Below are 12,394 nucleotides of genomic sequence, written 5' to 3' on the forward strand. Positions count from 1 at the left end.
TGGCTCCGGACCTCACCGGCTCTTGCGACGATTCTCGACGGCGAACTTGATCAATTCGGCCTGACCTTCGATATCGAGCTTGCGCTTCAGATTCAGCCGATGCGTCTCCACTGTGCGCACCGACAGGTCGTTGCGTTGAGCAATCTGCTTGCTCGAAAGACCTTCCGCGAGCGCATCGAGAATATCGCGCTCGCGCGGCGTGAGCCGTTCGATGGGCGATTGCGTTGCCGATGCCTGAATCAATCGCGCGCCCAGCCCCGGACTGAAAAACGTCTTGCCTTCCAGCACCGCGCCGATCGCCTGAATGATTTCGGTGGCGGGCGAGTCCTTCAGTACATAACCGCTGGCCCCCGCGCGCACCGCCTGGGTCACGTACTCGAGGTTGTCGTGCATGGACAGCATCAGCACGCGAATCGCCGGGAAGCGATCATGAAACATGCTGGCTAGCGCGATGCCGTTCATCCCGTTCATGCCGACATCCATCAGCACCAGGTGAGGTTCCTGACTGGCGGCGAGCGCGAGCGCTTCCTGCGCATTGCCCGCTTCGCCGACGATTTCGATGTTGCGCACAGCTTCGAGCCGGGCGCGCAAACCGTCGCGGACAAGCGGGTGGTCGTCGATCAGGATCAAACGTGCGACGGCGAGTGACATGTCGTTCATAGTGAGGTTTCCTGCAAGGCCCGCGACTGAAGGGCAGACGCAACCATTGGCACGCGCGCGGTCACGATCGTATGGCCGGCTTGCGAGCTCAGCGACAGCTTGCCGCCCAGGGCGTCCAGCCGCTCGCGCATATTGCGCAGACCCACGCCCGCGTGTGGACTGATGAGTGCGTGCGCCACGTCGAAACCGCACCCGTTGTCCGAGATTGTCAGCGTGACCGCGTCGCTCGATACCTCCAGCGATAGTGCCGCGCTGGACGCGCGTGCGTGCCGCACGATATTCGTCAGCGCTTCCTGGGCGATGCGGAACAGCGCCGTATTCACCGCTTCCGGCAAAGATACCGCATGCGTGTGTGCGATCTGCGTGAAACCGATCTGGATACCGGACTCGTCGCTCAACTCGCGCGTAAGCTGCTCCAGTGCGGCCGCTACGCCGAGGTCATCGAGCATTGACGGACGCAGTGCGTGAGAAATGCGGCGCACCTCGCGCAACGTATCGCCGAGCCGCACGAGGCTGGTCGATAGCGCGGCTTCCGCTGCGGGCACGCGCACATCACTGCGTTCGAAGCGCGCCAACGCCGATTCGAGCAGCAGCTTCACAGAGACCATCATCTGGCTGATGCCGTCGTGCAATTCGCGCGACAGGCGCGCCCGTTCGTTTTCCTGCGATTCGACCACCTGCTGCGCAAGCCGCTTCAGTTTTGCGTCAGCACTGCGGTATTCGGTGACGTTGAGCACTAATGCACACAATGCGATCACGAAGAGCCCGGCCACGGCGATGCCGTCGATCCACTGCATCGTGCGATCGATGTTAGCCGCCGCGCCCTGATCGATTTGCGCGAGTGTGGCGTCGACATCGTCGAGATAGATGCCGGTGCCGATCATCCAGCCCCAGCGTTCGAGCGGCACCACGTAGCCCAATTTCGACGCGAGCTTGCCAGTCGACGGACGATGCCACACATAACGCACATAGCCACCACCGCGCGAGGCCGCGGCGAGCAGTTGCTGGATCGTCGGCGTGCCTTGCGGATCGCGCAGCGCCCATAGGTCACGTCCGACGAGGTCGGGCTCGCGCGGATGCATCAGCGAGCGGCCGTGCACGTCGTAGACGAAGAAGTAGCCGTCCTTGCCGAAATCCATTTTCTCGAGAACGTCGAGCGCGCGGGTGCGCAGCATCGCGTCGTCGCGCGCGTTGTCGCGGCCGGCATCGTAGAGCGGGGCGATCGCTGTGGTCGCGAGTTCGACGTAGTGTTTGAGTTCGATTTCCTTGCTGGCCATGTACGCGGCCTGGGTGGTCGCGTGCTGCGTTTCGGCGAGTGCCGTGGCTTCCCGGCGTACACCGATTTCAATGCTGGCGATAGCCGCCAGAAAGGGCACGATCGCCAGCAGGACAATCTTTGCTTTGAGTTTCATCGTAGAGAGGACGGCCGATTAGCTACGTAGTATTACGTAGCCGGCTTACGTAGTTGCGCGCTTGTAAGGACGCTCACGAAGGCGAATACTACATCCCCGCAGCGTACTGCGCCTTCTGGCGCGCGTTGTTGCGGCGCACATGGTTGTGGCACGTTGTTGTGGCACTCAGGCCGGCCCGGCATTTTTATAATCAGGCAGGAGACACATGAACCCGGTTTCAAGGCCAGTTTGCGTGCTGTCGCGGGGTGAGGGCGCTTGCCGTTGCCGCGCGTGGGCGTCCGCGCGACCCGGGGCACGACCCGCAGTGAGGTCGTGGCTCATTCGTATGAACGTTCGATCCGTCAGGTTGTATCAGCCGTCGCACTCTGGTGCCGCGCAAAAAGAAAATTCCGGTTTTGCCGTCTAATATCAGGTAACCGGTTTTCCGCGTGCCCGGCCACGAGTCATGGCGCGTGGTTTCAATAATAGACTTAGGAGAAGTTCGTGGAGACCTCCCAATCCTCCGGCCGTTCATGGCTGTGGCTCATCTTGCTGATTCCGTACATCGCGTTGTTGTGGTTGCCGTTCTATAACGACACGCGTCCCTCGTTCGCCGGCTTTCCGTTCTTCTACTGGTATCAGTTCTTGTGGGTTCCGTTGACCTCGCTACTCATCTACGTTGTGTACCGAGGTGTCAAATGAGCGACGTCAATCCTGTGAACCCGGTCGCGATGACCGTCTTTATCGCATTCTTTGTTCTCGTTACCGTGATCGGCTTTTTTGCCGCGCGTTGGAAGCGGGGCGACATGACGCAATTGCACGAGTGGGGCCTCGGCGGTCGCCAGTTCGGCACGGTGATTTCGTGGTTCCTCGTAGGCGGGGACTTCTATACCGCCTATACCGTGATTGCGGTGCCCGCGCTGGTGTATTCGGTGGGCGCGTATGGTTTCTTTGCGCTGCCGTACACGATCATTGTCTATCCGTTCGTGTTCGCGGTGATGCCGAAGCTGTGGAAGATCGCGAAGGCGAAGGATCACATCACGGCAGCGGACTATGTGCAGGGCGAATACGGCGGCAAGTGGTTCCCGGCTGCGATTGCGTTGACCGGTATTATCGCGACCATGCCGTATATCGCGCTGCAACTGGTGGGCATGCAGGTCGTGATCAAAGGGCTTGGCGTGACCGGCGAAATGCCGCTGATCGTCGCCTTTGTGATTCTTGCGCTGTACACGTATGCAAGCGGCCTGCGGGCGCCGGCGATGATCGCGTTCGTGAAGGACATCATGATCTACATCGTCGTGATCGCGGCGATCTGGCTGATCCCGGCGAAGCTCGGCGGCTACGCGCATGTGTTCGATGCGGCCGATACGTATTTCAAAGCCAAGGGTGGCGCGACCGGGATCATTCTGAAGCCGACGCAGTTTACTGCTTATGCGTCGCTTGCTTTGGGTTCGGCACTCGCGGCGTTCATGTATCCGCATACGATGACGGCGGTGTTGTCGTCCTCGTCGGCGAACACAGTGCGCAAGAATGCGATTTTCCTGCCGGCGTATACGTTGTTGCTGGGACTGATTGCGTTGCTCGGCTATATGGCGATTGCGGCCGGCGTGCATGTGAAGTCGGCCTCCGACATGGTGCCGGCGCTGTTCAACACGCTGTTCCCGTCGTGGTTTGTCGGCTTTGCGGCCGCGGCGATTGCGATCAGCGCATTGGTGCCTGCCGCGATCATGTCGATTGGCGCGGCCAATCTGTTCACGCGGAATTTGTGGCGTCCGCTTGTCTCGCCGAATATCACGCCTGCGGCTGAGGCTTCGACGGCGAAGATCGTTTCGCTGGTTGTGAAGTTCGGCGCGCTGTTGTTTATTGTGTTTTTGCCGACACAGTATGCAATTGATTTGCAGTTGCTAGGCGGGGTTTGGATTTTGCAGATTTTCCCGGCTATCGTGTTTTCGTTGTATACGCGGCGGTTGAACACGCCGGGCTTGTTTCTTGGGTGGCTTGTCGGGATCGTGATCGGAACGGGGTTGGCTATTTCGCAAGGGCTCAAGCCGGTGTTCGCTTTGCATCTTGGCGATGCGGTTTATCCGATTTATATCGGGTTGATCGCGTTGGCCGCCAATATTGTGGTTAGTTTTGTTGTTTCGGTTTTGTCGCCGCGAAGGGTTGTGGCTGCTGTTTGAGGGTGATGTCCGCATGGCCGACGCTGTGGGGTGTTGATTACTCTGCTGCGCCGGCTTTTGTTTTTTTGCGTTTCGTGGCCTGGCCGGCGAACGGGCAACAGATCCCGCGCAGCCAACTACGCAGGCAATTCCAACGCCGTAGGCGAACAACAAAAAACTGACCGGGCATGGGCGATGCTATGAATGAGCGATGCGTGCAGCGCGTTTATAGGGAAAAGTGATGCAATTCGACTACAAGCACTTCCACATCGATTGCCGAGCACGCCATGCGGAAGATGGCGCCTACTACGCCCGGGCCAAGATCACCCGCGTGCCCCGAAAGAACGAACATTTCCAATCGCACGATTCGGGCGACATCGACACCTTTTCGAACGAAGCGGATGCTATTTCGTGCGCCAAATCATGGGCAATGGAGTGGTGCGACACGGCGGCAGAATAGGTTGCCTTCTGGGGAGGACACGCCGCGGGCAAGCTTCGACTTGGGACGTTCAACATCAACGGTATCCGTTCACATTTGCCGGCGCTGCTGCAATGGCTCGAGCGCGAAGCGCCAGATATCGCAGCATGAGCGTCGATAGAAGAGTGTCGACAAGCCGGTGCCCAAAGAGCGAAGCCCAAGCGGAACTGGGCGATTGCCAACGGCAATCGCCCGACGATCAAATACGCCGAAGTTTATGCCCGATAGTCGCGACCCGACGCCCCGTGCGACCAGAGGGCACCCGCGATGAAGCCGGCGAGAGCGACGACAGCGATGGTAGTGAAAGGGCTTTCAACGGTGGTATCCCGAACCAGACTGGTGGTACTCGCGCAGAGTTGTTGAGCTTTGCCGCTGAGCTCTTTGGCCTTCCCGGCCAGTTGAGTGCCTGTATCACCGAGCACGTCGCCGACGGCGCTTTGAACCTTCCCTGCGACTTCCTTGACTGCGCCTTCTGCTGAGTTGGTGTCCATACGTTTGCTCCCATTGTCATATTTACGTGTGAGCCGTTGCCATGCAACGTCGCCACACCGAGGTTTACGCAGGCCGCGCCTACTTGCAGCTTGCATACAACAGACGGGGCGCAAGAAGCGCGCCCGAGCAACGGGAAACAAATTGCGGCTCACGCCGCCGGCAATCAGCACCAGGGAAAAATCCGGGAGAGCCAGAACAAACAAAACGATCAGCGTCTACGCCGAAAATTAATCCCAACAAACACTGCCATCAACATCAAGAACCCGCCAAACAACAGGGCAGAATTGACGACAACATGTCTGACTCCGAGCACATCGACGTTGATGAAGGGATAGGGATAAAAATCCGACGAGCTCCCGCGCCAGAAGGTAATGGCGAGATACGCAACGGGATAGACCAGCCACAGTAAGCAATGCCGCAACCGCAGATGAAACCGCGGCACGAACAACACCCAGTAAAGCGCCGCCAGCATAGGCAAAACGCTGTGCATCGATTCATTGAGCAGCAGCCGGTAGGCCGTGGGCGACCACAACCCCCGCAGAAGCAGGTTATAAGCGATCCCCACAAAAACCATATAGACAACGACGGCGGTCACCACGGTAGGCTGCCGGAAAAAACGCACGATCGCCGAACTGCGGCCGCGTAGCGCGACGCACGTAAAACAGACCGCGCAAGCCAATACCGTCAGATTGGTGAGATAACTGCTCATCCGCGCAATCCCGTCGAGCACGCCGAGCCCGCGCGCAAGCGTGCGGTCGATCGTCAGATCGGCTTGTGCGACGATGGAAATCCACGCGATGACGGCAATGATTGCCGCCAGCGTCACGGACGAGACACTGGGCGCATGGAGCGGAAGCTCGGGCTCATGCTGCTGAGGAGGGGCAGGGCGCATGTGACCGATTTTATACACACCGCATTCGCTTTGCAGCAAGCGCGACAAATTCGCGCAAACCGAAGCCGAAGCCGAAGCCGAAGCCGAAGCCGATCCGGACCCACTCCCTGCCCGATAAAAAAGCTACGGCGTGCTACGTGAAACACCAACCGGCTGAAAACGCCCAATGACCTCGGGAATAGCTGAACTCAATTTTTTCTGAACCATGGCCGGTCGTTGCATCCGCAACCAATTGTGGGCATTCGCGAAGTAGATGATTGAGGACGTCGCTACGTGGCCGGACTATTCAAAATGCATGTCGTAACATTTTTACCGAGCGGTCTGCTAGCATGGCAAACAATTTGTAAAGACAGCTAATTCCGGCGCTCAACGCCGCCATTCGGCTTCTCGTCGGATCATGAATGCCGGCATTGAAATCGACTCATCCGGAGAGATGCAAGGAGCATGCGGAATCTGAATTTTTCTGTGAGCCGCGGGCTGGCAATCCAGGCGAGCTCCTGCATTGCCGGTCTCGGACTTCTGTGCATATCCAACGTGGGTTACGCTCAGGAGTTTTCCCTATTCGGCGGCGGCTCGCGCGCGGGCAGCACGAACACCTACACGTGGGCATTCAACTATCAGGAAGGGCTCGGGCAATACTTTGCCGCGAGCTTCACGTGGCTCAATGAAGGACACATTCCGGACCATCATCGCGACGGCCAGATGATCCAGCTATGGGGCCGCATTCCTGTGGGAAGTCCGCAATTCGTTCTGCAGGCGGGCGTCGGTCCATACCGCTACTTCGACACCACCACCGCCGTGCAAGGCGGAAGTTATTCGGACACTCACGGCTGGGGCGTCGTATATAGCGTGCGTGCGGCGTACTACGCATCGAGCCGGTGGATCACACAGCTGCAGTTGAATCGTGTGCATGTGCAACGCGGGCCGGATGCGACAAGCGTGATGTTCGGCGTCGGCTATCAGCTCGATGCCCCGGGCACACCCGGTCCACGCGACTGGGCGAGCGGCAGCACGCACAAGGTGACCAACAACGAAGTGGCGGTGTACCTCGGCGAGACCATCGTCAATTCAACCAGCTCGCCGAGCGCGCTGGGCGGCGCGATCGAGTACCGCCGCGGCCTCGCGAAATACCTCGACGTAACGGTCGGCTATCTTCACGAGGGCAGCAGCAAGGTGGCGCGCCGCGACGGCTTGACCAGCCAACTGTGGGCGACGCGTGCCTTCCTCAATGACAAGGTATCGCTCGGGCTCGGGCTAGGCGCTTACTATGCGATCAACGAAAACGAAAATAGCGAGTCGCCGGGACCGGGCGCCGGGAAGTTTTCCGGCCTCGTCACGATCGCCGGCTCGTATCGTTTGACTGATCACTGGGATGCGCGGATCGAATGGAATCGTATCGTGACACGCTATGATCGTGATTCAGATGTGATTTTCGGCGGTGTCGGCTACCGTTGGTGATGGCTCGCGCAACTGCGTAGTTCGATGTAGATGTCGGCATTGCCATTCGATACGGAATGCCCGCAAACCGTTTCACTTGAAATCCGTTTTACCGTGCCAGCAGAGGCAGTCTTCTAGAACCGATAGTAAAGATTCACACAAAAACCGGAGAAGAGCATGAAAGCCAGCACCATCGCCGAACGGGAGGCTCGTGGCCGTGCCGCCCGTGAGCACTCGAAACGTTCGAGCCATCGTACGGTAGGCGAATTGCATCGCAACCCGATCGAGTTGCTTAAGCAAAGCAGCGAGGGGCGGGTCGAGAAGCTTGTGCCGCTGCGCTACGGGCGCATGTCTGTATCGCCATTCACGTTCTTTCGCGGCACCGCGATCATTCAGGCGCACGACCTGAGCCAGATTCCCGACACCCGCCTCACCATGCCGATTTGCGGCGACGGCCATCTGATGAATTTCGGCGGATTCGCAACGCCGGAGCGCCAACTCGTATTCGATCTGAACGACTTCGACGAAGTCGCGATCGGTCCTTTCGAATGGGACCTGAAGCGGCTGACCGCGAGCCTCGTGGTCGCCGCGCGCCACATGCGTTTGAGTCGCGGCACGGCCGAGCATCTGGTGATGACCGCCGTCACCGAATACCGGGACCGCATGGCGCAGTACGCGCAATGTGGGGCGCTCGAACTCTGGTACGACCGAATCACCTTCGACCGGATGGCTGAAACCGCGCTGACTCCCGAACGTCGCCGCACCGTGCGGCGCGGCATGGAGAAGGCCGCGAGCCGTACGCACGAAAACCTGCTGGAGAAAATGGCCGAGCGCGACGGCGACCACTGGAAAATCCGCGATGCGCCGCCAGCCCTGTTCCACGTGTTGGGCGCGAACACGCTGCTCGCGCCGGAAGAGACCGAAGCAATCCGGGACGCCAACTGGCGCAAGTTGCTGGAACGCATGTGGGGCGAGTATCTGAAGACGATGTCACACGATCGGCGTGAGTTGCTGAGTCATTTCACCGTGCAGGACATCGTGTTCAAAGTGGTGGGCGTCGGCAGCGTCGGTACGCGCTGTATGGTCGTGTTGAGCGTCGATCACATGGACAAGCCGCTGTTCCTGCAAATCAAGGAAGCGCGGCCGTCGGTGATTGCGCAGCACTACAAGTCGCCGGCCATCAAGCACGAAGGCGAACGCGTCGTGCGAGGGCAACGTGTGTTGCAGGCCGCGAGCGACATCTTCCTCGGCTGGGCGACCGGGCCGCTAGGGCGCCATTTCTACTTCCGGCAACTGCGCGACATGAAACTGTCGGCGAACATCGAGTTGTTCGACACCGACCTGCTGGAAGGTTACGCGAAACTTTGCGGCTGGATCATGGCGCGCGCGCATGCCAAGGCGAGTGGCCAGGCGATCGAGCTCAGCGCGTATATCGGCCGCGGAGATCAGTTCGCGGAAGCGCTCACCGCCTATTCCACCAGCTACGCGGACCAGGTGGAGCGCGATTACGACGCGTTCCTGAAGGCCTGCCGCAGCGGCGAGCTCGAGGCGCGCACAGACGAAGACATGGCGGCGGATTTTCGCGTGTGACAGCGGTGTCTGCGTGGCTGGCCGCGTACCGGCGGCCAAGCCTCGGGGCAACGGCGCTCGGTTCAGCCGTCGATACGTGCTTCACGCAGCGTAACGAAGCGCAAGTGCTGCCGGCGGGCCGCGTCGATCACCCGCGGCAGCACGGCGAGTATCAGCGGTTTGCCCTCGATAGTGAGGGCGGCATTGCCGTCGTGCAGCAGGAGAATGTCGCGCGGGGCAAGACCGTCGAGCAGCCGGCGCGCAACCACGTGCGGATCGCGCTCCCGGGTGTCGTAGCCGCGCCGCGTCCACGCCGCGAGCCGCAAATCGAGTTTGCCCAGCACCGGCTCGAGAAAGATGTTGCGCAAGCCCGCCGGGGCACGGAAGAACATCGGCCGCTCGCCGCTCAATGCCTCGAAAGTGCGCTGCGCCGCGTCGATCTCGCGCGTGAGTGCGCGCGGAAACGTGAGCGAAAACGTGTGCGCATGAACCTGCGAATGGTTTTCCAGTGCATGGCCGCGAGCGACGATTTCGCGTGTGAGCGCCGGGTAGCGTTGCGCTTTCGCGCCGATACAGAAGAAGGTGGCGCGCACGTCGAACGCGTCGAGCAGATCGAGCACTTGCGGTGTGACAACCGGATCGGGTCCGTCGTCGATGGTCAGTGCGATTGCGTCTGCGTTGTGCTCGCCAGCGGGAAGGCGCGTCCAGTTCGGGCCGAGCAGCGAGGTGCGCGGCAACAGGCCGGCCACCGTGAAAATAGCGTGATTCGCGAAGATTGCGGCCAGCCACCACGGCCACGCGGCGGGCGCCAGCAGCCATCCGGCCAGAACGAATACGTGCCAGGCGGCGGTGGCCGTAAGCATCGCGGGATAGCCGGTGCGCGGCCAGCGGCGCTGCGCACCGGCCTCACCGCCTTGCGGCGGCGTGAAGAGTTCGTTCATAAAGCGTGCTTCCTGTCTTCCTTCCTCCGTCCTGGGAAGGCCTTGAATTGCGCGCGTGAAGCGCAACAGCAAACGATACCATTGATGCGCCGCTCGCCGCGGTTGCGGAAGGTAACGATAAGTAATGAAAGCACGCTGAAAGACGCCATGCCTGGAGGCGGCCGCGACGTTGCATTTGTGATGGGCGATCCGCTGTTGTATGGTGCTAAGGCCAAAGAAACGGAGCAGGAGACGCGCTGTGACAGGAACTGGAATCAAGAAAGTGGCGCTGGTGACCGGCGCGGGCAGCGGCATCGGCCGGGCCTGTGCGCTCAAGATGCTGGAACACGGCTATAGCGTCGTACTTGCCGGCCGTCGCCAGGCGCCGCTCGACGCCGTGGTCGAAGAAGCGCAGCAACTGGGTGGCGACGCGCTCGCCGTGGCCTGCGACGTGACGGACGCCGACAGCGTCGCCGCGCTGTTCGACACGATCCGCGCGCGGCGAGGCCGGCTCGACGTGCTGTTCAATAACGCGGGCCGCAATGGCTCGCCCGTGGATATCGACGAACTCGATATCGACGAATGGCGCTCGGTGGTCGACACCAATCTCACCGGCGTGTTTCTCTGTACGCGTGCCGCCTTCGGTCTGATGAAAACGCAGACGCCGCGGGGCGGCCGCATCATCAACAATGGCTCGATTTCCGCGCATGCGCCGCGGCCGAACAGCATCGCCTACACGGCGACCAAACATGCGATTACCGGCATCACGAAAGCGGTGTCGCTCGACGGCCGCAAATACGACATCGTGTGCGGGCAGATCGACATCGGCAATGCAGTGACGGAGATGGCCGAGCGGATGGCGCGCGGCGTGCCGCAGGCGAACGGCGAAATCGCGGTCGAGCCTTTGATGGATGTGCAGCACGTCGCCGACGCGGTGCTGCATATGGCGGAATTGCCGCTGTCGGCGAATGTGCAGTTCATGACCATCATGGCGAGCAAGATGCCGTTCGTTGGCAGGGGCTGAGCGCGGCGCAGCGTTCGCCGCGTGCGCGGGTTGAAGGGAAGCGCACGGGGCATGAATTGAAGGCGCGGGTTCAGGTCGAGCCGCCGCCGCACGCATCGCGGGAGATCAACTTATACTGAGCGCTTCCCGCCTTTCGAAAAAGCGATTCGCCGTGCCCCGAGCCACACCCAAGGACGACCCGCAGCCGGTGCCGCCCGTGCAGCCCGACCTCGACGATTGTTGTCATAGTGGCTGCAACCCGTGTGTCTTCGACCTCTACGATGAGGCGCTCGAGCGCTATCAGTCAGCGCTCGCCGAGTGGCAAGCGCGGCAGGCGGCGCGAACGGCGCGAACGGCGCACGCGCGGCAGAACAAATCGGCCACGCGCCGCTGAACGGCGTTTCAGGTTTTACGCCAAGGCCGCCGCCATACTCTATCCCCGTCATGACCGACCCTCAGCCCGCGCACATCGAACCCTTCACCGAATCGCACACGCTGGACGACCTGCATACCTTCGTGCAGCGTTATCCGCGTCTGTTCGTGCTGACCGGCGCGGGCATCAGCACCGACTCCGGCATTCCAGGCTATCGCGACGACAACGGCGCATGGAAGCGTTCGCCGCCGATCACGCTGCAGGAATTTCTCGGTACGGCCGCGATGCGCCAGCGCTATTGGGCACGCAGCATGGTCGGCTGGCCGGTGGTGGCCGACGCGCAGCCGAATGCCGCGCATACCGCATTGGCGCGGCTCGAGGCAGCGGGCCATGTGCCGACGCTCGTCACGCAGAACGTCGATGGTTTGCATCAGCGGGCGGGCAGCCGCGAGGTGATCGAACTGCATGGCGGCATCGACGGGGTGACCTGTCTGGACTGCGGAATGCAGCATTCGCGCGCGTCGATCCAGCGGACGCTCGAAGCCGACAATCCCGCGTTGCTGAACGTCACCGCCGAAACGGCCGCCGACGGCGATGCGCATCTGGAGTGGCACGATCTCGAATCGTTCCGCATTCCGGCGTGCACGAACTGCGGCGGTTTGCTGAAGCCTTCGGTAGTGTTCTTCGGCGAAAGCGTGCCGCGCGAACGTGTCGAAGCGGCTTCGCATGCGCTCGACGCGGCGGACGCAGTGCTGGTGGTCGGCTCGTCGCTGATGGTCTATTCGGGCTACCGTTTCTGCGTGTGGGCACAGAAGCAGGGCAAGCCGATCGTCGCGATCAATCTGGGACGCACGCGCGCCGATGCGCTGCTCTCGCTGAAAATCGCCGCACCCTGTGCCGATACGCTGACCGCGCTCGCGGGCCGTCTGGCGCTGGACTGAGCACGCCGCCCGTGTCGCGCGCGGCCCGTGTAAATCACCGATAATCCCAGTCCCAACCCATTCCAGGCAGCGCCGCTTT

Annotated in this window: 13 protein-coding genes; 8 read left to right on the forward strand and 5 right to left on the reverse strand. The window is 61.2% G+C overall.

Translation table 11 applies throughout. From position 1 onward, the window contains the following. Positions 1-12: 12 nt before the first annotated feature. Positions 13-660, reverse strand: a complete 648-nt coding sequence (locus tag HHL24_RS13185; protein WP_169485897.1) for a response regulator — start codon at positions 658-660, stop codon at positions 13-15. Further along, the gene (locus HHL24_RS13190; protein ID WP_169485898.1) at positions 657-2,072 is read right to left on the reverse strand and encodes a cache domain-containing protein; all 1,416 of its coding nucleotides are present in this window, start codon (positions 2,070-2,072) and stop codon (positions 657-659) included. The genes HHL24_RS13185 and HHL24_RS13190 overlap by 4 nt, the downstream gene beginning before the upstream one ends. 483 nt (positions 2,073-2,555) lie before the next feature. Here HHL24_RS13190 and HHL24_RS13195 point away from each other — a divergent pair, with 483 nt between their 5' ends. The 3 genes from HHL24_RS13195 (at position 2,556) to HHL24_RS13205 (ending at position 4,670) form a co-directional block, all read left to right on the forward strand. Then, positions 2,556-2,753: a DUF3311 domain-containing protein gene (locus HHL24_RS13195; RefSeq protein ID WP_169485899.1), complete on the forward strand. Its 198-nt coding sequence runs from the start codon at positions 2,556-2,558 to the stop codon at positions 2,751-2,753. Further along, on the forward strand, positions 2,750-4,231 hold the full coding sequence (gene mctP / locus HHL24_RS13200) for a monocarboxylate uptake permease MctP (RefSeq protein WP_169485900.1): 1,482 nt from the start codon (positions 2,750-2,752) through the stop codon (positions 4,229-4,231). The genes HHL24_RS13195 and mctP overlap by 4 nt, the downstream gene beginning before the upstream one ends. A gap of 220 nt (positions 4,232-4,451) precedes the next feature. After that, positions 4,452-4,670 (forward strand): hypothetical protein, encoded by a 219-nt coding sequence (locus HHL24_RS13205; RefSeq protein ID WP_169485901.1) that lies wholly within the window; start codon positions 4,452-4,454, stop codon positions 4,668-4,670. Positions 4,671-4,903: 233 nt separating this feature from the next. Here HHL24_RS13205 and HHL24_RS13210 read toward each other — a convergent pair whose 3' ends face one another. Together HHL24_RS13210 and HHL24_RS13215 are read right to left on the reverse strand one after the other, a co-directional pair. Continuing rightward, a complete protein-coding gene (locus HHL24_RS13210) occupies positions 4,904-5,179 on the reverse strand; it encodes a CsbD family protein (RefSeq protein WP_169485902.1) in 276 nt (91 codons plus the stop codon). A 209-nt stretch (positions 5,180-5,388) separates the two neighbouring features. Next, on the reverse strand, positions 5,389-6,072 hold the full coding sequence (locus HHL24_RS13215) for a Pr6Pr family membrane protein (RefSeq protein ID WP_169485983.1): 684 nt from the start codon (positions 6,070-6,072) through the stop codon (positions 5,389-5,391). Positions 6,073-6,516: 444 nt separating this feature from the next. Between HHL24_RS13215 and HHL24_RS13220 the strand changes: the two genes are divergently transcribed. Both HHL24_RS13220 and HHL24_RS13225 read left to right on the forward strand, forming a co-directional pair. After that, complete coding sequence (locus tag HHL24_RS13220; RefSeq protein WP_169485903.1) at positions 6,517-7,530, forward strand: hypothetical protein; 1,014 nt, start codon at positions 6,517-6,519, stop codon at positions 7,528-7,530. Positions 7,531-7,686: 156 nt separating this feature from the next. Next, positions 7,687-9,099, forward strand: a complete 1,413-nt coding sequence (locus HHL24_RS13225) for a DUF2252 domain-containing protein (protein WP_169485904.1) — start codon at positions 7,687-7,689, stop codon at positions 9,097-9,099. Between the two features lie 62 nt (positions 9,100-9,161). Here HHL24_RS13225 and HHL24_RS13230 read toward each other — a convergent pair whose 3' ends face one another. Beyond that, positions 9,162-10,019 carry a polysaccharide deacetylase family protein gene (locus tag HHL24_RS13230; protein WP_169485905.1) on the reverse strand — a complete coding sequence of 286 codons (858 nt, stop codon included), beginning with the start codon at positions 10,017-10,019 and terminating at the stop codon, positions 9,162-9,164. Positions 10,020-10,257: 238 nt separating this feature from the next. On the opposite strand from HHL24_RS13230, the gene HHL24_RS13235 reads away from it, so the two are divergent. The 3 genes from HHL24_RS13235 to HHL24_RS13245 all read left to right on the forward strand — a co-directional run bounded on the left by HHL24_RS13235 (position 10,258) and on the right by HHL24_RS13245 (position 12,315). Next, positions 10,258-11,022: an SDR family oxidoreductase gene (locus HHL24_RS13235; RefSeq protein ID WP_169485906.1), complete on the forward strand. Its 765-nt coding sequence runs from the start codon at positions 10,258-10,260 to the stop codon at positions 11,020-11,022. 151 nt (positions 11,023-11,173) lie between these two features. Next, on the forward strand, positions 11,174-11,395 hold the full coding sequence (locus HHL24_RS13240; RefSeq protein WP_169485907.1) for an oxidoreductase-like domain-containing protein: 222 nt from the start codon (positions 11,174-11,176) through the stop codon (positions 11,393-11,395). A 50-nt stretch (positions 11,396-11,445) separates the two neighbouring features. After that, positions 11,446-12,315, forward strand: a complete 870-nt coding sequence (locus HHL24_RS13245) for an NAD-dependent protein deacetylase (protein WP_169485908.1) — start codon at positions 11,446-11,448, stop codon at positions 12,313-12,315. Positions 12,316-12,394 lie beyond the last annotated feature (79 nt).

The organism is Paraburkholderia polaris, from assembly GCF_012927345.1.
In the GTDB taxonomy this organism is placed as follows: Bacteria; Pseudomonadota; Gammaproteobacteria; order Burkholderiales; family Burkholderiaceae; genus Paraburkholderia; species Paraburkholderia polaris.